This window comes from Streptomyces sp. NPDC041205, from assembly GCF_055591765.1.
On the sequence record NZ_JBVIZH010000018.1, the window covers coordinates 1 to 20995 of the forward strand.

At 68.4% G+C, this 20995-nt stretch carries 14 protein-coding genes; 1 reads left to right on the top strand and 13 read right to left on the bottom strand.

Going from position 1 to position 20995, the window contains the following annotated elements:
* Positions 1-83: 83 nt before the first annotated feature.
* From ACZ6BG_RS38785 to ACZ6BG_RS38840, 12 genes are all read right to left on the bottom strand, one after another.
* Complete coding sequence (locus ACZ6BG_RS38785; RefSeq protein ID WP_469011019.1) at positions 84-680, bottom strand: EboA domain-containing protein; 597 nt, start codon at positions 678-680, stop codon at positions 84-86.
* A complete protein-coding gene (locus ACZ6BG_RS38790) occupies positions 677-1537 on the bottom strand; it encodes a sugar phosphate isomerase/epimerase family protein (RefSeq protein WP_469011023.1) in 861 nt (286 codons plus the stop codon). The genes ACZ6BG_RS38785 and ACZ6BG_RS38790 overlap by 4 nt, the downstream gene beginning before the upstream one ends.
* Positions 1534-2502: an SCO3242 family prenyltransferase gene (locus tag ACZ6BG_RS38795; protein WP_469011026.1), complete on the bottom strand. Its 969-nt coding sequence runs from the start codon at positions 2500-2502 to the stop codon at positions 1534-1536. The genes ACZ6BG_RS38790 and ACZ6BG_RS38795 overlap by 4 nt, the downstream gene beginning before the upstream one ends.
* Complete coding sequence (locus tag ACZ6BG_RS38800; RefSeq protein ID WP_469011029.1) at positions 2499-3617, bottom strand: inositol-3-phosphate synthase; 1119 nt, start codon at positions 3615-3617, stop codon at positions 2499-2501. The genes ACZ6BG_RS38795 and ACZ6BG_RS38800 overlap by 4 nt, the downstream gene beginning before the upstream one ends.
* Before the next feature lie 203 nt (positions 3618-3820).
* On the bottom strand, positions 3821-5578 hold the full coding sequence (locus ACZ6BG_RS38805; protein ID WP_469011032.1) for a ThuA domain-containing protein: 1758 nt from the start codon (positions 5576-5578) through the stop codon (positions 3821-3823).
* Positions 5579-5597: 19 nt separating this feature from the next.
* Entirely contained in the window at positions 5598-8285 is a 2688-nt protein-coding gene (locus ACZ6BG_RS38810; protein ID WP_469011035.1) for a PQQ-dependent sugar dehydrogenase, read from the bottom strand.
* Positions 8286-9177: 892 nt separating this feature from the next.
* A complete protein-coding gene (locus ACZ6BG_RS38815; protein WP_469011037.1) occupies positions 9178-10182 on the bottom strand; it encodes a sugar phosphate isomerase/epimerase family protein in 1005 nt (334 codons plus the stop codon).
* Between the two features lie 15 nt (positions 10183-10197).
* Complete coding sequence (locus ACZ6BG_RS38820) at positions 10198-11388, bottom strand: Gfo/Idh/MocA family protein (protein WP_469011039.1); 1191 nt, start codon at positions 11386-11388, stop codon at positions 10198-10200.
* A gap of 93 nt (positions 11389-11481) precedes the next feature.
* Positions 11482-12531, bottom strand: a complete 1050-nt coding sequence (locus ACZ6BG_RS38825; RefSeq protein ID WP_469011043.1) for a substrate-binding domain-containing protein — start codon at positions 12529-12531, stop codon at positions 11482-11484.
* A 25-nt stretch (positions 12532-12556) separates the two neighbouring features.
* Complete coding sequence (locus ACZ6BG_RS38830; protein ID WP_469011044.1) at positions 12557-13567, bottom strand: ABC transporter permease; 1011 nt, start codon at positions 13565-13567, stop codon at positions 12557-12559.
* Complete coding sequence (locus ACZ6BG_RS38835) at positions 13564-15057, bottom strand: sugar ABC transporter ATP-binding protein (RefSeq protein ID WP_469011045.1); 1494 nt, start codon at positions 15055-15057, stop codon at positions 13564-13566. Before ACZ6BG_RS38835 ends, ACZ6BG_RS38830 begins: the two co-directional genes overlap by 4 nt.
* Positions 15058-15471: 414 nt before the next feature.
* Positions 15472-16653, bottom strand: a complete 1182-nt coding sequence (locus tag ACZ6BG_RS38840; RefSeq protein WP_469011046.1) for an ROK family transcriptional regulator — start codon at positions 16651-16653, stop codon at positions 15472-15474.
* Positions 16654-17075: 422 nt separating this feature from the next.
* On the opposite strand from ACZ6BG_RS38840, the gene ACZ6BG_RS38845 reads away from it, so the two are divergent.
* On the top strand, positions 17076-18710 hold the full coding sequence (locus tag ACZ6BG_RS38845) for a sigma-70 family RNA polymerase sigma factor (protein WP_469011049.1): 1635 nt from the start codon (positions 17076-17078) through the stop codon (positions 18708-18710).
* 88 nt (positions 18711-18798) lie between these two features.
* Here ACZ6BG_RS38845 and ACZ6BG_RS38850 read toward each other — a convergent pair whose 3' ends face one another.
* Positions 18799-20136: an LPXTG cell wall anchor domain-containing protein gene (locus ACZ6BG_RS38850; protein ID WP_469011051.1), complete on the bottom strand. Its 1338-nt coding sequence runs from the start codon at positions 20134-20136 to the stop codon at positions 18799-18801.
* Positions 20137-20995: the final 859 nt, after the last annotated feature.

The window sequence follows — 20995 nt, forward strand, 5'->3', positions numbered from 1 at the left end:
GGCACGCACCCCCGCCGCATACATCGCCTCATAGTCATCGGTGGTGCGGGAGGTCATATGGATGTGGGGGTCGAAAATGCGCATCAGGACTCCTGGTCGGTCAGGCGCAGGACTCGGTGGAGGTCCTCTGGTACGGGGCGGCCGGCGGCAGTGCGTTCGGCCGCGTAGTCAGTGAGCATTCGGGCCAGCTCCCGGTCACCGGTCGCACGGCGCTCGACGTCGGCCACCGCGTCCACGGGCACCCCGGTGAACAGGCACTTGAGGACGGCGTGACGCCAGGCATGGGCCTCCAAGTGCGCGGCGTACGGGCCGACGGCCGCGGCGATGAGGCGGGTGTCGTTGGTGCGCAAGGCATCCTCGACCAGCGGGAGCACGTCAGCGGGGGTGAGATGAGGCAGGTGGGGCAGAACGCGGATGATGGCACAGCGCTCTTCGGCGGTGCCGTGCGTGTAGAGCCGGGCGAGGTCGACCGCCCCGGGACGGACCGCGTGCAGGAGGAGAAGGCGGGCGTCGTCCCTGGCGTCCCCACAGCGGCGCCCCGCCTCAGCGAACCGCATCTCCCAGACGGACAGGGCGTGTTGGGGTGACGGCTGGTTGGCTGCCTCAAGCACAGCTTGAGTCACCCAGGCTCGGGCCGAGGCATCAATGACGTTCCACAGATCGGCGAGGTCGTCGGTCATGCTTGTGCCTCTCCCATTCGACTGCGGAGGAAGCGCAGCGATTCCTCAGCGAGGCGAGGCCCCTCATGGGAGTGGCGAGGCAACTCCACGGAGATCAGGCCCTCGTATCCGATGGAGCCGAGCTCGGCGAGGGCGCGCAGGACGGGCGGAAAGTCGATCTCGCCCTCACCGAACGGCAGGTGCTCGTGGACACCGCGGCGCATGTCCTCGATCTGGACGTGCCGCAGCCAGAGCGCGGCGGCGCGGACACAGTCGGCGGGTGACTCGGGTTCCAGGCACTGGCAGTGGCCGATGTCGAGGGTCAGGCCCAGGGGTTCGGGGTCGCCGAGCAGATGACGGAGGTGATGGAAATCGGCGAGCGTGGCGAGCAGATGACCGGGTTCGGGCTCGATGGCGAGCGGCACGCCCAACCCCGCGGCGGCATCAAGGACAGGAGCCAGCTCGTAGGCCAGACGCTGCCAAGCGGTGTGCGGATCGACACCTGCGGGGATGGCGCCGCTGAAGCAGTGCACCGCGTGCGCGTCGAGGTCTGCGGCGACCTGGACGGCGCGCAGCAGAATGTGGCTCCGGGCCGCGCGGGCGTCTGGATGTGAATCAAGGAGCGAGGGGCTGTGTTTGCGTCGCGAGTTGAGCACGTAGCGAGCACCGGTCTCGATGGTCACCGTCAGGCCCAGAGGACCCAGGGTGCGGGACAGGCGGTTGGTCCGAGCCCCCAGGTCCGCTGCCATGGGGTCGAGGTGCATGTGGTCGAGCGTCAAGCCGACGCCGTCGTATCCCAGGTCGGCAAGCAGGAGGAGCGCGTCGTCGAGCCGCAGGTCGGTGAGCCCGTTGGTGCCGTAGGCGAAACGCAGGGTCATGTCGGGTTCACCTTCCGGGAAACGCGGCGAGCCATCGGTGCCAGCGCGAGCAGTGCCCCGCCGAGGACCGGCGATCCGACCCGAGCGACGAGAGCGGCCTGCAGGGGGATCATGGAGCGGATGCCGCCGCCGACCGCGCCTTGCGTGAGAGGCGGGGACGGGTTGAGGGCGGCATGCAGATAGGGGCGGCCCGCGGTGGCGAGGTATGCGGCGGTCAAGGACAGCAGGGCAAGACCACGTGCCAGGCGGATACCAGGAGCGGGGATGCCGTCGAGGGGAGCGACGGGCAGATGCGCGCGTATCGGCCCAGCCGCCCCACCGGCGGCGCTCACACCTACGCGACCACGCGCGTTCGTCGCTATGAGAGCCGTACCGATGACGGCACTCGTGACCAGTGCGGCGAGCGGCGCGAGGGCGGAACCGCCCGTGGTCTCGTTCCGGGAGACACAGGTCACCGCGTATGTGTGTGCGGCCAGTGCCGCCGAGGAGATTCCCACAGCGGGGCGCAGCGGGCCGCTTCCGGACGCCACCGCGCCGAGCAGCAGGTCGAGGCCCCGGGCTACGCCCATCGCTGCCGGACCAGCGCTCGTGTGCTTCAGCTTCACGTCGTACGCCCAGACCGTGGTGGCCAGAGCGCCCGCGACCATGAAGGTCGGCCGCCCGGCCCGTGCGGCCAGCGCGAGGCCCGTCGCGGTCAGGCCGATCGCCGCTCCCATGGCCGCGGCGGGGCGTATGCGTCCCGCCGGAAGGGGGCGGTGAGGGCGGTCGATGGCGTCCTCAGCGCGGTCGGCCCAGTCGTTCAGGGCCATCCCCGCCTCGTACAGGCACAGCGAGCAGCCGATCGCCCGCAGCGTGCGTCCGTCGGCTCGGGCGCCCGCTGCGGCCGCCCCGGCAAGCACGTCTCCGGGCACCGTGAAGAGCGCCGAGACCCGCAACAGGTCCGCCCAGTCCCGCAGCGTGCTCACGCGGCCTCCGTCCGCAGCCGCTCCACGAGACCGAGCAGCGCCATGTACTGATCGGCGAGGGACGGGTACGCCCCCGGGTCCGGGTCCTTGAAGAAGAACCCCAGCTCCGGAACCGGCCCGGTGATTCCCACCTCGTGGGCCCGGGCGAGCAGTCGCACCAGGTCGAGGACGAGGGGTGCGGCGAGGGAAGAATCGCATCCCTGCCAGGTCGTCTGCAGCACCATCCGTGTGCCGAGGAAGCCCTCAAAGGCGATGTGGTCCCACGCGGTCTTCCACTCCCCCATCGACGGCACGTCGTCGATGTGCACCTCGCCCTCGGGGACGGTGCCGAGGGTGTCGGCGAGGACACGTTCCTTGCCCGCGTTCTTCGCGGCGGCCGCGGCGGGGTCGGCGAGGGCCGCCCCGTCGCCACCGCCCAGGAGGTTCGTGCCGGACCAGGACCGCACGGCGAGCGCCCGCTGCGCGAACATCGGCCCGAGCGCGGAGCGCAGCAGCGTCTGGCCGGTCTTGCCGTCCCGCCCGGCGACCGGCACGTCGTACGCGCCGGACAGTGCCGGGTGATGCAGTCCGGCGGACGGGGTGAAGTTCATGTAGGCGGCGCCCGCCCGCAGCGCCGCGGCCGCGTACAGCGAACTCGCGGGCAGCCTCGTGTCGCCCGCCAGGGGCGCGGGTTCCGTGGAGGCGACGTTGACCACCACGCACCGGGCGAGCTGGTTGCCCGTCCGGAAGGCGACGATGTCCTCGGCGAACCTGCTGATCAGTTCATGGTCGTCGCGCAGGTCACCGGCCCCCGGACCGCCGGGCCGTATCCGGGATTCCGCCGCGGTGAGTTCGCCCTGTACCGCCGCGAGCACGTCGTACGAGAACACCCCTTGCGCGGCGAGTTGCTCGGCCTTCTTCGGCAGCGGGCAGAGCGCCACGTCGTGTCCGCCGAAGACGAGCGCCCCGAGGGGCGGGAGGCCACAGTTTTCGAAGGGAGGGGTGAAGGTGACCATCCCGGCGGGGGGCCGCAGCTCGCTCGCTACGGCGGCGCAGCCCGCGACCACGGTGGTCGCGACCGATCCGCGCGCTCCGATCAGCCAGATTCCCGTGCGTGGCGAATGGGGTGTTGTCATCGCGAGCGCCTTTCTGCCGTGCTCGTGCGTGTGGTGAGTGGTTGGTCCGTGCCGGGGGTGTGACTTCCGCGTCCCCGGCACGGACCCGTTTGGGGTGGCGGCCGCGAAGGGCTCTGGTCCGGGACAATCCGGCCCGGGAGGTCGCCCGCGTCGCGCGGGCAGTTTCCCGGGCCGGATCGTGGATTACGCGTCAGGGGCGGTGCCTATGACGGCAGGGCCCACTGCTGGTTGGGCTTGGCATGGCAGCTCCACAGGTGGAGCGGTGTCTCATCACCCCAGGTGCTGCCCGAGGCGTCCAGGCACTTGCCGGAGTGCGGGTTGCGGACGGTGCCGTCGTCCTGCGGCTTCCACTCCTGCGCGGAGGTGCCGTTGCAGGAGTAGAGCTGGATCTTGGTGCCGTCCGCGGTTCCCCGGCCGTTCACGTCCAGGCACTTTCCGAGGGCCCGGATCGTTCCGTCCCCGGGCAGCGACCACTTCTGCGCGTCGTTGCCGTTGCAGCCGAAGAGCTGAATACGGGTGCCGTCGGCCGAGTTGGCCTTCGCCACATCCATGCACTTGCCGCCCACCCCCTTGATCTCGCCCGCACGCGACTGCGGCTCCGCTGTCTTGACGCGGACGTTGCGGAACGAGACCTGGTCGCCGTCGCCGTGGTTCTGGAGACCGACGTGGCCGTCACGCAGGCTGCGTGCGGGGTCGGTGTTCGTGAAGTCGTTGATCTTCACGCCGTTGAGGAACACCTCCAGGCGCTCGCCGGTGACCTTGAGCTCGAACGTGTTCCACTCACCGGGCGGGTTGACCGCCTTGTCGCGAGCCGCCGTGTCAGGGGCCTTGACGCCATACACGGAACCCGTCGAGCGATCCGCGCTGTCGCTGGCGTCGATCTGGATCTCGTAGCCCTTCTTCACCGCCGAATCGGGGTCGTCGGAAGCGGGGAAGCCCAAGAAGACACCGGAGTTGTCATCTCCCTCCGCGCGCCAGTCGACCTTGACGGAATAGTCGTCCTTCAGCTCTCGGGCGTTGTTCCACAGCAGGCCCATGCCGCCCTTGGAGCTGAGGGTGCCGTCGACGAGCTCGAAGGAACCCGGCCCCGCCTGCTTCCACCCGTTGGTGCCGCTGCCGTCGAAGAGTGACGTGTAGCCCTTCTCCGGGCGGCAGTCGGCGTTGGTCATGCTCGCCACCCAGCGAAGGCCGCCGAGCAGCTGCTTCCGGAAGGCGGGCTCCGCGTACGACTCGTCGGTGTGTCCGAGACCCGTGTAGAAGGAGCGGCCGGCACCCCCATCGACGGAGTTTTGACACCAGGTGATCGGGTGGTCGCCGCCCATGTCCCCACCCGAGTAGGTGGACTCGTCCAGCGAGGCGAGCACACGTGCCGAGGCGCGGGGGTTGGCCTTGTAGTTGTACCACTCGTCGAAGCGCTCCCAGGTGGAGCCCAGGTGCGCGGTGCCGGGGTGCGCCCGGTCCTCCACCTTGATCTTGGCCTTCTGCGGCGCCGGATGCCCGCTGAAATAGGCTCCGACGAGCTTGCCGTAGAACGGCCAGTCGTACTCGGTGTCGGCGGCGGCATGCACGCCCATGTAGCCGCCCCCGCCCCGGACGTACTTTTCGAAGACGTTCTCCTGGGACGTGTTGAGCACGTCTCCGGTGGTCTGCAGGAACACCACCGCCTTGTACTTGGCGAGGTTGTCGGCGGTGAAGGCGCCCGCGTCCTTCGTCGCGTCCACGGTGAAGTTGTTCTTTTCGCCGAGGTCAGTCAGGGCGGCGATCCCGTCGTCGATGGACGAGTGCTCGAAGACCGTGGCCTTGTGGAAGACAAGGACCTTGTACGCGGGGTCGGCGGCTGCCCGTGCCGGAGCCTTGCCCGGCGTGGCCGCCGGTTGGGCCGACGCGATCCCTGGGGACGCCGCCGCGCACAGCAGTGCTCCCGACAGCAGACACGCGGCCTTGGTGAAACTCCTACGCATGGTGTCCTTTTCCCTTCCGCTAGGGCAGATTCCACTGCTGATTGGTCTTGGCATGGCAGGTCCACAAGTGCAGGGGCGTCTTGTCGTCCCACGTGCTGCCCGAGGCATCCAGGCACTTGCCCGAGTGGGGGTTACGGAGGGTCTTGTCGGCCGCCGGCACCCACTCCTGGGCGGACGTGCCGTTGCATTCGTAGAGCTGGATCTTGGTTCCGTCCGAGGTTCCCCGGCCCTTCACGTCCAGGCACTTGCCCAGCGCACGCACGGTCTTGTCACCGGGCAGCGTCCACTTCTGCCCGGCCTTGCCGTCACACCCCAGCAGCTGGATCTGCGTTTCGTTGGCGGAGTTGCCATCGGCCACGTCCACGCACTTGCCGTTGACTCCCTTGATCTCACCCGTGCGGGTGCCGGTGCCCGTCATCGTGAAGTCGAAGTCGTCGATGTCGAAGAGGGCCCCGCTGCCGCCCTTGAAGACGAGGTAGAGCTTGGTGGTCTCGTCCGGCACATCCTTCAGCGAGGCCTCCACGTCAGCGAACTTCTCCCAGCCACCGGTCGGCTTCACCTCGGCCGAGGCGTGCAGCGGGCCGGTCGGGGAGCCGGTGCGCAGCTCCAGCGTGCCGCCCGCTCCGCCTGAGGCCACACGGGCCTTGAGCTTGGTGGCTCCGGTGAGCCGGTAGGGGTCGAAGGAGATCCAGTCGCCGTTGTGGGTGTCGCCGACAGTCCTGCCGCCGTGGGCCCCGGACTTCTCGTACGTCTTCACTCCGCTCTGGGTGGCGAAGTGCTCGGCCTGGCGGTGGTGCGGCTGGAGGGTGAGCTGGCTCTGGCCGGTCAGGGGCTGCTGGCCGCCCGCGCCCTTGTCGGTGTACTCGGCTCCCACCACCCCGAAGATGTTGGCGTCCTGGTCGTGTTCACCGTCCTTGGGCGGGGTCATGGTGCCCTCGCAGCCCTGGGCCTTGCTCAGCTCGTGAGCGTGGCTGTCGTGTCCGAGGCTGAAGCGGACGGTGACCTTGGAGCAGTCGATTTCGCCATCCTCGGGGTCGGTCACCTTGACCTTGAAGGGGACCGGGTCGCCGAACTTGTAGAGGGAACCGTCGGTGGGCGTGCTGATCTCCACCTTGGGCTTGGTGTTGCCCACGACGACACGCACGTTCGCGCTGCCGGTGTGGCCCTCGGGGTCCTTGGCGGTGAAGGTGACTTGGTAGGTGCCGTTCTTCTCGTACGTGTGACTGGGGTTGAGCCCTTCGCCCTTGCTGCCGTCCCCGAAGTCCCAGGAGTAGGTCAGATCCTTGCTGTCACCGTCGGTGGCCTTGCCGATGAAGGCGACCTTCAACGGGGCAGCGCCATCGGTGCGGTCGGCGCTCGCCTCGGCGATCGGGGTGAGTCCGTCCTTGGCGTACTCGATGCGGTACAGGGCGGAGTTCTCGTCACCGTTGAAGTCGCCGGTGCCGTAGTCCAGGACGTACAGCGCGCCGTCGGGGCCGAACTCCATGTCCATGACCTGGGTTCCGGTCCACGGGAAGGGGTTGATCTTCTTGACGGTGCCGTCGTCACCCTGCTCGATCCGCTTGATCCAGCGGCGCCCGTACTCGCCCGCGAAGAAGTTCCCTTCGTACTCCTTGGGGAACTTCACGGAGGAGTTGGAGTCCTCGTCGTAGCGGTAGACGGGTCCGGCCATCGGGGACTCAGAGCCGCTGCCGAACTCCGGCACGCTGCCGCCGTCGTAGGGGATCCAGGCGGGCTGCGCGGGCGGCAGAGTGCTGAGGCCCGTATTGTGCGCGGAGTCGTTCTTGGGGGCGTTGCAGTCGAACTTGTCGCCCGACTTGCCGGTGGCGAAGTCATAGTCGACATAGGCGTCGTTCTTGCCGGTGCAGTACGGCCAGCCGAAGTTTCCTGGCTTGGTGATGCGGTTGAACTCGACCTGGCCGCCGGGGCCGCGGTTGGGGTTGGCGGAGCCAGCGTCGGGGCCGTAGTCGCCGACGTAGACGGTGCCCGTCTTCTTGTCGACGCTCATGCGGTAGGGGTTGCGGAAGCCCATCGCGTATATCTCGGGAAGGGTCTTGTCCGTGCCCTTGGCGAAGAGGTTGCCGTCGGGGACGGTGTAGGAGCCGTCGGCGGCGACCTTGATACGCAGGATCTTGCCGCGCAGGTCGTTGGTGTTGCCCGAGGAACGGCGGGCGTCGAAGGCCGGGTTGCGCTTGTCCCGGTCGTCGATGGGGGTGTAGCCGTCGGAGGCGAAGGGATTGGTGTCGTCGCCCGTCGACAGGTAGAGGTTGCCGTCCTTGTCGAAGTCGATGTCACCGCCGACGTGGCAGCACGTCCCGCGCGTGGCCGGGACGTCGAGAACCTTCTTCTCGCTGCCCGTGTCGAGGGTGCCGTCTTCCTTCAGGACGAAGCGGGACAGGCGGTTGACGCCGTCGAACTTCTTGAGGTCGTCGGCACTGCCCTCACCGGGGGCGTCGCCGTCAGGGGTGTTGAGCTTGGGTGCGTAGTAGAGGTAAATCGCCCGGTTGTTCTTGAAGTCCGGGTCGACAGCGACGCCTTGAAGTCCCTCTTCGTCGTGCTTATAGACGGGGATCTTCCCGGCGACGGTGGTGGTCCCGCCGTGGTCGGTGAGGTTCAGCGTGCCGTCGCGTGAGGTGGTCAGGACGCTGCGGTCCGGCAGCACCGCGAGCGAGAGGGGCTCGCCGACCTCGTCGACGCCCTTGGCCATGGGGATCTGAGCGAAAGTCGGGTCGGCGGCGGCCTTTGCTGCCTGGCCTGCGGACGCTTCCTTGTCTGCGTGGTCGCCGTGACCTGCGTGGGCGTCGGCCACTGTGGGCGTGCCCACCGCGAGCAATAGCCCTGCGAGCAGGGCTATCCCTCTGCGGCGTGGTGTGAGTTGCGGGCGTTCTCGTTGCACGAGGTGTCCCTTCGATGCGGCGGGTGCAGTCCGACGCCAGGTGTGGCGCACGGCACACAATTGGCGGACTTCGTCTGGAAGGTAGCCATGTTTCACCGTCACAGAAAGACCTTGCGCAGAAAAAAAGTAGACTTTCTCCTGAGTAAGAACAAAGTCATTTGAGGCATGCCTGGATGCCCCGTCGACGTAGGCGTTTTCGACGGGGTAGCGGCGGCACGAGCCAAGAAGCAGCTGCTCAGCGACCGCAACGTGCCTTGGCGGTACGGGGCTTTCGCGAGCGCTGGGTTTCAGCGGGTGCGGCAGGGCGACGACGCGGCGCGCCCTCGAAGTCAGTGGCGTCGTGCTCTTTCAGGGGTACGACCCAGGTGGACGGCCATAAAGATCAAGGCACTTGTAACCTGCGGATGGACCGGAGGCGGGAAACAGTCTTGCGCTGACGTTCGACTGAAAGACGTGGCATCTTTATGGCTCCCATGGTGCAAGGGGCGCATGCGCGTTGCTGTAGCTATACACGCGTGGCGCCCCACAGGCGGCTCTCAACCCCGAAAGAGAGCGACACTCATGGCCCATCCCGCCGCGTTATTCATCCGTTATGTGTGTACCGGAGCGAGCCGCCTTCGAGGGTCGGCGCTGCGTCTACAGACGCTTCAAATGACGTACGCGGGCCGCGGACACAGGAATGCCCACGGCCCACCCACTCGCCTCAGCCGTTCCTTCCGAACGCGGCGTCGAAGGAGGCAGACGGGGGCGTGAGGTCGTACGACTTCAGCCGGGCGAGCGCCTCCGGAGCCCCGTGGCGGCGGTCCATCCCGGCGTCCTCCCACTCGACGGAGACAGGGCCCGGGTAGCCGATGAAGCGGAGCATGCGGAAGATGTCCTCCCAGCGCACGTCGCCACGGCCCACCGAGACGTAGTCCCATCCGCGTCTCGGGTCGCCCCAGGGGAGATGCGAGCCCAAGCGGCCGTTGCGGCCGTCGAGGCGCTTGCGGGCCTCTTTGCAGTCGACGTGGTAGATCCGGTCACGGAAGTCGTAGAGGAAGCCGGCCGGGTCGATGTCCTGCCAGACGAAGTGCGAGGGATCGAAGTTGAGTCCGAAGCTCTCGCGATGGTCCACGGCGCGCAGGGCCCGGTCAGTGGTCCAGTAGTCATAGGCGATCTCGCTCGGGTGCACCTCGTGGGCGAAGCGGACACCCTCCGCGTCGAAGACGTCGAGGATCGGGTTCCAGCGGTCGGCGAAGTCCTGATAGCCGCGCTCCACCATGCCTTCGGTGGCCGGCGGGAACATGGCGACCAGGTGCCAGATGGCGGAGCCGGTGAAGCCCACGACCGTGTCGACACCGAAGGCGGCCGCCGCTCGGGCGGTGTCCATCATCTCGACCGCGGCCCGCTGTCGTACGCCCTCGGGGTCGCCCTCGCCCCAGATGCGGGCCGGGAGGATGGCTTGGTGGCGTTCGTCGATGATGGCGTCGCAGACCGCCTGGCCGACCAGGTGGTTGGAGATCGCCCAGCACTTCAGGTCGTACTTCTCCAAGAGGCGGCGGCGGGAGTCCAGGTATGCCGGGTCGGCCAGAGCCTTGTCGACCTCGAAGTGGTCGCCCCAACAAGCGAGTTCGAGGCCGTCGAACCCCGCTTCATGGGCGATCCGGCAAACCTCCTCAAGGGGGAGGTCGGCCCACTGACCGGTGAAGAGAGTGAAGCGATGAGGCATGATGCACGGTCCTCCTCAGTTTCCTTTGGGTGTGATCGGTACGTAGACGCTGTCCTTGGACGCGCTTTCCTCGACGGCTGCGAGTACCCGCTGCACCTGGAGCCCGTCCGCGAAGGACGGGGCGGGCTGGATGCCTGCGGCGACGGCCTCGACCAGGTCACGCGCCTGATGGACGAAGGTGTGCTCGTAGCCGAGGCCGTGGCCGGGCGGCCACCAGCCGTCGAGGTAGGGGTGGTCGGGTTCGGTGACCAGGATGCGGCGGAAGCCCGCTTCGGTGGCGGGAACGGTACCGTCGAAGAACTGGAGCTCGTTCAGACGCTCCAGGTCGAAGGCAAGAGACCCGAGCTCGCCGTTGACCTCCAGGCGTAGCGCGTTCTTGCGGCCGGCCGCGAAGCGGGTGGCTTCGAACGACGCGAGCCCGCCTGAGGGGAAGCGGCCGGTGAACAGAGCGGCGTCGTCGACGGTGACCGCGCCAAGCCCCACTCCCCTGGCGGTGGCGCCCGTTGGGTCAACGGCCAGGACGGGCCGCTCGGTAACGAAGGTGGTGGTGAACGCCGCAACGCCGGCCAAGGGCTCGCCCGCCAGGTATTGAGCGAGGTCCACGATGTGCGCGCCCAGGTCGCCCAGGGCGCCTGACCCGGCGCTCTCGCGCTTGAGGCGCCAGGTGAGCGGGAAGGCGGGGTCGACGAGCCAGTCCTGGAGGTAGGTGAGGCGGAGGTGCCGGAGGGTGCCCAGCCGACCTGCGGCGATCAGGGCACGAGCCAGAGTGAGGGCAGGAGTACGGCGGTAGTTGAAGCCGACCATGGCGATGCGGCCGGGGTTGCGGGCCGCCGCGGCGGCCATGGCCTCGGCCTCCTCGACGGTGTTGGCGAGCGGCTTCTCGCACAGGACGTGCTTGCCCGCGTCGAGCGCGGCGATGGCGATCTCCGCGTGGCTGTCGCCCGGTGTGCAGATGTCGACGACGTCGACGTCGTCGCGTGCGATCAGCTGCCGCCAGTCGGTCTCGGTGGAAACCCACCCCAGCTTGTCGGCGGCGGCGCGCACGGCGGCGCCGTCGCGGCCGCACACGGCAGCCAGGTGTGGCTCGCTCGGCAGGTCGAAGGCACGGGCGGCGGTGCGCCAGCCCTGGGAGTGCACGGCGCCCATGAAGGCGTAGCCGACCATGCCGATACCGAGGCGCTGCTTGGGGGCAGCGGTGGAATCCATGCGCGAGGTCTCCTTCACACGGGGTGGAGGTGGGCAGGGCGGGCCAGCCCCAGCGCCCCCACAGCACTGAGGCTGGCCCTGTCTCTGGGAGGCCTACCGGAAGCCGGTGGGCATGTACTGGTCGACGTTGTCCTTGTCGACGACGGTCGAGTAGAGGGTCACCGAGGACGGGATCTCGAACTCGGCCATGCCGGAGATGCCTTTGCCCTGGCCGAGCGCCCGCGCCAGGTCGATCGCGGACGCCGCGCTCGACGGTGGGTACAGGACGGTGGCCTTGAGCACGCCCCGGTCCTGCTTGATCTCCTGGAACGCGGAGAGCGCGCCCGCGCCGCCGACCATCAGGAAGTCGTCCCGCCCGGCCTGCTTGATCGCCCGCAGGGCACCGACACCCTGGTCGTCGTCGTGGTTCCACAGGGCGTCGAAGTTCTTCTGCGCCTGGAGCAGCTGCGACATCTTCGACTGCCCGGACTCGACGGTGAACTCGGCGGCCTGCCGGGCGACCTTCTCGATGTTCGAGTAGTTCTTCAGCGCGTCGTCGAAGCCCTTGGTGCGCTGCTTGGTCAGCTCCAGGTTGTCCAGACCGGCCAGCTCGACGACCTTGGCGTTCTTCTTTCCCTTCAGCTTCTCGCCGATGTAGTGCCCGGCGTTGAGGCCCATGCCGTAGTTGTCGCCGCCGATCCAGCAGCGGTACGCCTGCGCCGACGCGAAGACCCGGTCGAGGTTCACGACGGGGATCCCGGCCTTCATGGCCTTCAGGGCCACCTGGGTGAGGGCCTTGCCGTCAGCAGGCAGGATGACGAGGACGTCGACCTTCTTGTTGATGAGGGTCTCGACCTGACCGATCTGCGCGGCCGTGTCGTTGGAGCCCTCGGTGGCCTCCAGCGTGACGTCCTCGTACTTCTTCGCCCGCGACTTGGCGTTGTCGTTGACGGCGTTCAGCCACCCGTGGTCGGCCTGCGGCCCGGCGAAGCCGATGGTGACCTTCTTGCCGGGCTTGTCGTCGGCGACGGCGGCCTCCTCGGCCTTTCCTCCGCCTCCCTCCTTGGGCTCGTTGGAGGTGCACGCGGTGAGCAGCGCGCCCGCCGATACGGCAGCGGTGCCGAAGAGCACTCCTCTGCGGGTGGTGTTGACGTTCTGTGCCATGGTTCGTGGTTCTCCTTCAGCGGGGTTACTCACGGGCGGTGCGGTGCTGGACCAGGACGGCGGCCACGATGATCGCGCCCTTGGCGATCTGCTGGACGGCGGTCTCCAGGTTGTTGAGCGCGAAGATGTTGGTGATCGTGGTGAAGATCAGGACGCCGAGCACGGAGCCGGTGATGGTGCCCCGGCCCCCGCTGAGCAGGGTGCCGCCGATGATCGCGGCGGCGATCGCGTCCAACTCGTACAGATTGCCGTTGGTGTTCTGGCCCGACCCGGACAGGATGATCAGCAGGAACGCGGCGATCCCGCAGCACAGCCCCGAGAGCAGGTACAGATACAGCCGCTGCCTGCGTACGTCGATCCCCGCCAGGCGTGCGGCCTCCGCGTTGCCGCCCACGGCCACCGAACGGCGCCCGAACGTGGTCCGGTTCAGCAACAGCCAACCGACAACCGTCACGGCGGCGAAGACAAGAACCAGCGGCGGAATACCCAGCACATAAGAGTCCCGCTCGCCGAGCTTCAACACCCCGTCGACCGTGACCATCTGCGTCTTGCCATCAGTGATCTCCAGGGCGAGACCACGCCCGGCGGCCAGCATGGCCAGGGTGGCGATGAACGGCACCATCCCGCCGTACGCGATCAGCAGACCGTTGACCAGCCCGCAGCCCAGGCCCACCACGACGGCCGTGAACAGAATGCCCGCGAAACCGTAGTCCTGGGTGGCCACCGTCGTGGCCCACACCGACGCCAGCGCGACGATCGCACCCACCGACAAATCAATGCCGCCGGAGATGATCACGAAGGTCATGCCGACGGTGACGACACCGATCACCGACGCCTGAGTGAGGATCAACTGGACGTTGTCGGTGTCCAGGAACGAATCGGGCTGCGTGATACCGCCGACCACGATCAGAGCGGCGAGGACGCCGAGCAGCGTCAGGGTCCGCACATCGAGGCGGAGGCCGAGACCGGGCCGTCGCGGGGGCGGCACGTCAGGGGCGGACTTCTCTGCCGTGGGTGCGGTCGCGGACTGCGTCATGGTGCGTGGTTCCCTTCGAGTACGAGATCGAGTACACGGTGCTCGTCCAACTCCCCCGCGGGTGCGGTGTGTACGACTCGGCCCTCGCGGAGCACCAGGACGCGGTCGGCGAGGCCGAGGACCTCGGGCACCTCGCTGGACACGAGCAGGACGGCCAGGCCCTCGTCGGCGAGGCGGCGGATCACGGCGTACAGCTCGGCGCGGGCTCCGATGTCGACGCCGCGCGTCGGCTCGTCGAGCAGCAGCACGCGGCAGCCGCGCAGCAGCCACCGCGCCAGGACGGCCTTCTGCTGGTTGCCGCCGGACAGGTTCTTGATCTGGGTGTCCGGGTTGTCCGGACGCAGCACCAGGTCCCGGGTGGCCTGCTGGGCGGCGGTGCGCTCCGCGGTCCGGTCGATCCAGCCCGCGTACGCGAACCGGCTGAGCGTGGATACCGAGACATTGCGGGTGACGGACTCCAGCATCAGCAGGGCCTGCGCCTTGCGCTCCTCGGGCGCGAGCCCGATCCCGGCACGCACCGCGGCTCGGACGTCGCCGGGCCGGAGCGGAGCCCCATCGACCAACACCCGGCCCGTGGTGGGCTTGCGAGCGCCGTAGATGGTCTCCAGGATCTCGGACCGCCCCGATCCGACCAGGCCCGCGATGCCGACGATCTCACCGGGGCGAAGCCCGAACGTGACCGGCTCGAACTCCCCCTGACGGCTGAGCCCTTCGACCTCCAGGACCGGCGGAGCCTGGGATGCGGACTTGCCCGCGCGGTCGGGGAAGACGTGCTCCACGTCCCGGCCCGTCATGAGCGCGACGATGTCCCGGGTGGGAGTCGACACCGCCGGCAGGGCGTCGGCGACGGAGCGGCCGTCCTTGAGCACGGTGACGCGCTCGCCGATGCGGCGGATCTCCTCCAGGCGGTGCGAGATGTAGATGACGGCAACCCCGTCGGCGGTGAGACGCTCGACGACGCGGAAAAGGTTGCGGACCTCGTCCGGGTCGAGCGCGGCCGACGGCTCGTCCATGACGATCAGACGCACATCGTGGGAAAGGGCGCGAGCCATCGAGACGATCTGCTGCTGGGCCGCCGAGAGCGCACCGACCAGCGTGTCCGGGCCGATCTCCGGATGGCCGAGCCGACGCAGCAACACGGCGGCGGTGCGACGAGCAGTCCCCGTACGGACGACGAATCCGGCGCGTGTCGGCTCGTGGCCGAGGCTGACGTTCTCGGCAACGGAAAGGTGTTCCACCAGGTCGAGTTCCTGGTACATGGTCGCGATGCCCATCCGCATCGCGGCGATCGGAGACTTCAGCCGCGTGGCGGTGCCCCGCCAGACGATCTCTCCGCCATCGGGCTGATGAACACCGGCCAGGACCTTGATCAGGGTGGACTTGCCGGCGCCGTTCTGACCGAGCAGGCAGTGGACCTCTCCCTCGGCGACGGTGAGGTCGACACCGTCCAGGGCACGGACACCCGGAAAGTACTTGGTGATCCCGGTCATCTTCAGAAGCGGAGGTGGTACGCCAACTTCCGTGGACGCATGAGGTGTTGTCGGTGGCATGGGTGTTCCTCGGTTCACTGGGGGCACTTGGTCACGACGGCGCGGCCTGGGCGAGTGATGCTGTTGAGACAGACATGCGAGTGATACGAGTGAGGCGCCCGACGCGCGGGATGGGCAGTCGACGGGCGGATACGGCGAGGGCCGCGGCGCGACCTGCCGGGGTGCCGGAGGGGGCCGCGGGCCGGGCGCCGCAGTGAGGCTTGTCGGGCGCCTGGGGTGCGCACCGGGCACCAGGGGGCCAATGCCCGGTGCGCACCAGGGGGTTGTGGTTCAGGCGCCCCACCACCGACGGGGCGGAAGGCGATGAGGCGGGCTTGTGGGTCCGGCCTGGGTGTGAGCCGGGCCGGGGTGGGGTCAGGCCGGGGAGAAGAGTCGGTCGGTGATGAGGCGTGCGGCGCCGATGGCGCCGGCTACCGGCCCGAGTTCCCCCAGGACAATGGGAAGGTTCCGGGTGGCCAGCGGCAGGGACCTGCGGTAGACCTGCGTACGGATCGTGGCCAGCAGACTGTGGCCGAGACTGGTCACCCCACCTCCGAGGACGACAAGCCCCGGATTGAAGAAGGAGACCAGGCCGGCGATCACCTGCCCGACGCGGTCGCCTCCCGCGCGAATGAGGTCGAGGGCGACGGTGTCACCGGCGTTCGCCGCGGCGCCGACGTCGGCAGCGGTCAGCGTTCCGGACGCGGCCAGCCGGTCGGCCAGCGCACCAATGTGGCCGGACTCGACCGCGGCGAGCGCGTCGCGAGCAAGCGCGGCTCCACTGAAGTGAGCCTCCAGGCAGCCACGGTTGCCGCAGGAGCAGGCGCGGCCGTGGGGATCGACCTGGATGTGGCCGATGTCGCCGGCACTCCCGGAGGATCCGCGGTGCACCTGGCCGTTGACGACGATCCCACAGCCGATCCCCGTGCCGATCTTCACACAGAGGAAGTCGTCGACGCGCTTGGCGACCCCCGCATGCTGTTCACCCAACGCCATCAGGTTCACGTCGTTGTCGACCATCACCGGGCAGCCAAGGTCCTGACCGAGCGCCTCCCGCACGGGGAAGCCGTCCCAGCCCGGCATGATCGGCGGAGCGACCGGGATTCCCTCGGCGAAGCGAACCGGCCCGGGAACCCCGACTCCGGCCCCGTCAAATCTTTCGGCCAGGCCGGCCGCCTTCAACTTGCCAGCCATCACGAGGACTTGCTCGAAGACCGCGACTGGCCCTTCCCGTACGTCAATACGTTCGTTGAGGTGCCCGAGCACATCAAGCTCGGCGTTGGTGACGGCGACATCGACGGAGGTCGCACCGATGTCGACACCCAGGAATCGGAGTTCGGGCGCGAGCCGAATCCTGTGCGACCGACGACCGCCCCGCGACGCTACGAGCCCGTCGAGCGAAACGAGTCCGACAGCCATCAGCCGATCCACCTCGACCGCGAGCTTGGACCGTGACAGGTCGATCACGTCGCCCAGCCCCGCCCGCGAGTTGGGGCCCTCGTCACGCAGCAGCTTGAGCACTCGTTCCTGGTGCGCGTTCGCCGGCCGTGCAGTCATGCGCCTCACGTCACCCCTCCCGCCGGTCTCCGGCCCTTTGGTGTCTTCGGCTGGAACGTAGCAGTGATTGACACCTAGAGGGAAGAAGTTCGTTGGAAATCTCTTCAACTTTATCCTCATCAAGGACAAAGATCGATGCTCTCGGACCGGGAGCATTTCCGTGACCACGGCCATCGCACTCACATGTCTGCACGTCACCGCCTTGACGCCCACCTCGCGCGACAGGCAAGCTTTCGGCCATTCATCGCTGTTCCGGTCAACGCCCGTGAGGGCACGCTCGGGCCCACACGAGCTCGACCTCGACCAGGTCGTCGACATGCCGCCCCCGCCACATCACGGGTTCATAACGTCGCGGGACGGCGCGGCCATTGCCCGCTCCCTTCGCGACGAGGTGTCCCTCTCGCCCCCACAGGATGACCACCATGCGTGACAGCACCACGGGCACTGCCCCTCTTCCAGCCGCCCCCAGCGACGCCGACTTGACCACCCGGATACGCAGCGGTCCGCCATCGGCGGCCGACGGCGCGTTCGACGAGCTCTACCGGCGTCACCACACATCGGTGCTGGCCTATGCCCGTAGTTGCACCCGCGACCCGCACACGGCGGAGGACCTGGCGTCGGAGGCGTTCACCCGGGCGCTGCAGGCCGTCCACCACGGCGCCGGTCCCGAAAGCGCCTGGCGCCCCTACCTGCTCACAGCAGTCCGCCGCACGGCCGCCGCCTGGGCCGCCACCGCACGCCGCACCGAACTCTCTCCCGACTTCGAGACCTGGCTGTCCCAGACTCCGACAGAGGAGAGCGGAGAGGACCGGGTGCTGCGCCGAGAAGACGCAGACCTGGCGCTGCGCGCGTTCCACAGCCTGCCCGACCGCTGGCAGACCGCCCTATGGCACTCCGCCGTCGAAGGTGAGTCGCCCGAACGGATCGCTCCGCTGCTCGGCCTCAGCGCCAGCGGTGCCGCCTCCCTGACATCGCGCGCCCGCGAGGGCCTGCGGGAGGCGTATCTGGCCCAGCACGCGGCCGACACCACGACATCCGAGGAGTGCCGCTACTTCACCGGCCTGCTGGCCGCCTCGGTCCGCAGCTCCGGGCGCCGTCACCGTACCCACCGCGCTCTCAACCGCCATCTGGCGAACTGCCCCCACTGCCACCGCGCGAGCACCGAACTGCGCGACCTCAACAAGCTCCTGAGCGTCGTGCTGCCCGCGGCGATTCTGCTGTGGACAGGGTCCTCGTACGGGACGAAGGCCCTCGCCGCGGCGGGGGCCACGGCTTCCGGCGGCACGGGGGCCGGTATCGGTGCCACCGCCACCCCCGCCGGTCTTGCCGCGACCGCCAAGGTCGGCGGCCTCGGCGTCTCCCTGCTCGCCCTCGCTCTGGGCGGCTACGCATTCTTCCCCGACGGGGACGAGAGATCGGCTCCACCTTCCCCTGCCACCACGCACAGCGCCCCGATCACCCCCTCTTCAACCCCCACTCAGGAGGAGAAGGAGGATTTGAAGGAGAAGGCGGAGGACAAGAACGAACGCACGAACTCGGCTCCCCCGTCCCCTACGCCGTCCAAGAGCAGCACCCGAGCAACAGCACCTCCCGCGTGGCAGCCTGCCGCCGCCGACCGCGCACGACTCCCGATCGCGTCCACCGGAAAATGCATGGACATCTCCGCGGAAGAGGGCGCCGAGCCGCACGAGGCCGCGTGCGACGGCAGCCGCTCACAGCAGTGGGAACTGCTCGTCGACCGTGCCGGCCAGGAAGCGCGCATCCGCAACTACGAGACCGGCATGTGTCTCACTCACACCGGCACCGCTACAGATGGCGCACCGGTCCGCCAGCAGGACTCCTGCGACTCCGAAGCGACTACGGCCCGCTGGGTCTACTTCAAGGACAAGGCCGGACAGGTCGCCTTCGCTCAGCAGGGAAACACCGGGTACTTCCTCGGCCTGGACGAGTGGAACAACACCGCCCCAGGTCACTCCCCCGCCATCGGAACGACGAGGAATTACTACGACTCGGAGTCGCTCCGGTTCCGCTACGAGGGCGACGCCTTCGGCGGCTGACGGTTCAGGGCTTACGCAAGACCCTGGGCACCCCCCGTAGGAACTGCCCAGGGCCGGACTGAGGCGAGCAGACCGGTCCGCGCCGGCCTCAGCTTGCGTGCGCGCCCGACGAAGCAGCCCGCTTGCGGCGCGACCTCACCACGAAGGCGCCGCCGACGGCGAACAGCGCGACGCCTCCGGCAGTGAGGGACAGCATGGCGGAGGAGTCACCGCCGGTCGCGGCCAGGTCGGCGTCGTCCTTGGCTCCGGCGTCCTCCTTGGCTCCGCCCTCATCCTGGGCTCCGGAGATGGGCTCGGAACCCACGGTCTGAGCTTCCGGCCCCTCCGCCGCGGCCGCCTCCTCGGGAGCCGGTACACCGTCCAGGCTGACCGCCACCGTTGCCTGCCCTGACTCGGACTTCACCACCTTGACCTCGACCTTGTTGGCCTCGTCGGTCAACGTCGTACCGGCCTTCAGGGAGTCGGCGTCGGCGTCGGCCGGTCCCGAGTCTTGATGGTGATCGGCATTGCGATCGGTGTCGACCAGGCGGGCGTTGGAGTAACCGCCGCCCTGGACGCGGTAGGCATGCACGCCCTTGAGGTTCTTGTCGAAGGTGCCGGACGCACCTCGCAGCTCCACGACCAACCGGTCCGAGCCGACCGGGATGACCAGCGCCCGCACACCGTCACCGGACCCGTACAGCGAACGCAGGTTGTACGTACCGGACTTGGTGACCTTCACGGCCTCCTTGTCCGAGAGCCACTTGCTGTGGATCTGCTCGGGCGCCGTGAGGCCGACTCCGATACCTCCGCCGCCCATTACGGTTTTACGGCTGTTCCCGCCATCCTCCTTGCAGGACGACAGATCCGTGCTGTCGCAGCGGACCCGATTCTGGTGCGCGAAGCCGAAGTTGTGGCCGAGCTCGTGGTACAGGACCGTCTCGTCGACGTTGCCGTCGTCACTGGGGAGATACGTCTGCCCGCCGCCGACCACACCGAGCCCGCCCCAGCCGCAGCCCGCCTTTTCGCCAGGGAAGACCATGGCAAGGTGCTCGAAGTCGTCCCAGTCCAGCCCCTGCTTTTCCAGCGCATTCAGCGCCAGCTGATTGATCTTGCCGATGTCACAACCGGCCGACGCGTCGACGTCGATGGGCCCGAAGACCCCACCCTCACCTCCGGAAGCGGGCTTGAAGGTGGTGGCGCCCCGCGTGATGTCGTAGTAGTACGAGGTCAGGGACTTGTCCTCGCCGAAGAACCTCTGCTGGGCCGCACTCTTGGCTTTCGCCGGGTCCTCGAAGGAGCTGTCGGTGAAGTTGAGCATCACCACCTGGACCCGTCGCTCGGCGGGTCCGTTGTCCGCCGCGAGGGCTGTGGATGACGCTCCGGCAGCCAGCGCGAGGGACGTACTCACTGCGGATATCAGGAGGGCGCGTGGAAGTACACGCATCGTCGGATCTCCAAGATTGAGGTTGGTTGCGCAACGCTGGTCGCCAAGGACGACTGCGATGCGCTGTCCCCTGCAATGAGCGCGTCCGCGAAAGTCCATCCCGGCGCTTTACCCATCCGTTACACCAGCCCCGCAGCTGTGCCGCGAGCTGCGCGTCAGTGTCCCGAGGGCCCAGTCCTGGAACACCACGCCAATGGTGGGTCATCCGGCGGCCACCCTGGCTCGCCGTGTGAGCAGCAGCACCTATGCGCGATGTATGCCCTGCCTGGCAGGCGTGGCGGGTGTCGGCTCTTATCCCTGGGTGCCCACTGACTCCAGAGCGAGCGCGGCCAAGGCACAGCCCGAGCCAGGCAGGGCAGGTGGTCCTTGCGGACAAGGCGGACTTTCCCCTCCGCGAGATCCGCTGTTGCCTGCGCGGCGTCGTGACCCCCCTGCGTTGATCCCGCAACCGGTCGACCAACACCGTCGAACGGTGCATGAACAGACTCGAGCGGCGACCGCCTACCCGGCCCGACTCCACCTCGCCACCATCTCGTATACGGGAAGAGCGCAGCCTGAGGGGCAGCCAACGCCGATGAAACCCTCAGATCCGTCATCGACGCGCAGGCACCGCGACGCCGCGCCGAGGAACTCGTTGCGGCGAACTCTTCGAAGATCTCCCCGGCGTCGGCTGGCGCATCCATGCCCACCGCAACCAGGCCGCAGCAGAGCGGACCGGCGCAAACTCGTGACGAGTCCGACACCCCTAAGTCGTTCGGCATCTAAAGGTTGTCCCGTATGGGGCTGGGGTTATCCCGTGAGGGCCATGCTGTGCAGGCGTGCAACGCCGAGCATGGTCTGATGGACGCCGCTGCCCTTG

Bases quoted from the DNA above. Each gene is read 5' to 3' on its own strand.
- ACZ6BG_RS38810 (WP_469011035.1), bottom strand. From the start codon at position 8,285: ATGGCCAAGGGCGTCGACGAGGTCGGCGAGCCCCTCTCGCTCGCGGTG.
- ACZ6BG_RS38820 (WP_469011039.1), bottom strand. From the start codon at position 11,388: ATGGATTCCACCGCTGCCCCCAAGCAGCGCCTCGGTATCGGCATGGTC.
- ACZ6BG_RS38790 (WP_469011023.1), bottom strand. From the start codon at position 1,537: ATGACCCTGCGTTTCGCCTACGGCACCAACGGGCTCACCGACCTGCGG.
- ACZ6BG_RS38805 (WP_469011032.1), bottom strand. From the start codon at position 5,578: ATGCGTAGGAGTTTCACCAAGGCCGCGTGTCTGCTGTCGGGAGCACTG.
- ACZ6BG_RS38800 (WP_469011029.1), bottom strand. From the start codon at position 3,617: ATGACAACACCCCATTCGCCACGCACGGGAATCTGGCTGATCGGAGCG.
- ACZ6BG_RS38815 (WP_469011037.1), bottom strand. From the start codon at position 10,182: ATGCCTCATCGCTTCACTCTCTTCACCGGTCAGTGGGCCGACCTCCCC.
- ACZ6BG_RS38825 (WP_469011043.1), bottom strand. From the start codon at position 12,531: ATGGCACAGAACGTCAACACCACCCGCAGAGGAGTGCTCTTCGGCACC.
- ACZ6BG_RS38830 (WP_469011044.1), bottom strand. From the start codon at position 13,567: ATGACGCAGTCCGCGACCGCACCCACGGCAGAGAAGTCCGCCCCTGAC.
- ACZ6BG_RS38840 (WP_469011046.1), bottom strand. From the start codon at position 16,653: ATGACTGCACGGCCGGCGAACGCGCACCAGGAACGAGTGCTCAAGCTG.
- ACZ6BG_RS38850 (WP_469011051.1), bottom strand. From the start codon at position 20,136: ATGCGTGTACTTCCACGCGCCCTCCTGATATCCGCAGTGAGTACGTCC.
- ACZ6BG_RS38845 (WP_469011049.1), top strand. From the start codon at position 17,076: ATGCGTGACAGCACCACGGGCACTGCCCCTCTTCCAGCCGCCCCCAGC.
- ACZ6BG_RS38785 (WP_469011019.1), bottom strand. From the start codon at position 680: ATGACCGACGACCTCGCCGATCTGTGGAACGTCATTGATGCCTCGGCC.
- ACZ6BG_RS38835 (WP_469011045.1), bottom strand. From the start codon at position 15,057: ATGACCGGGATCACCAAGTACTTTCCGGGTGTCCGTGCCCTGGACGGT.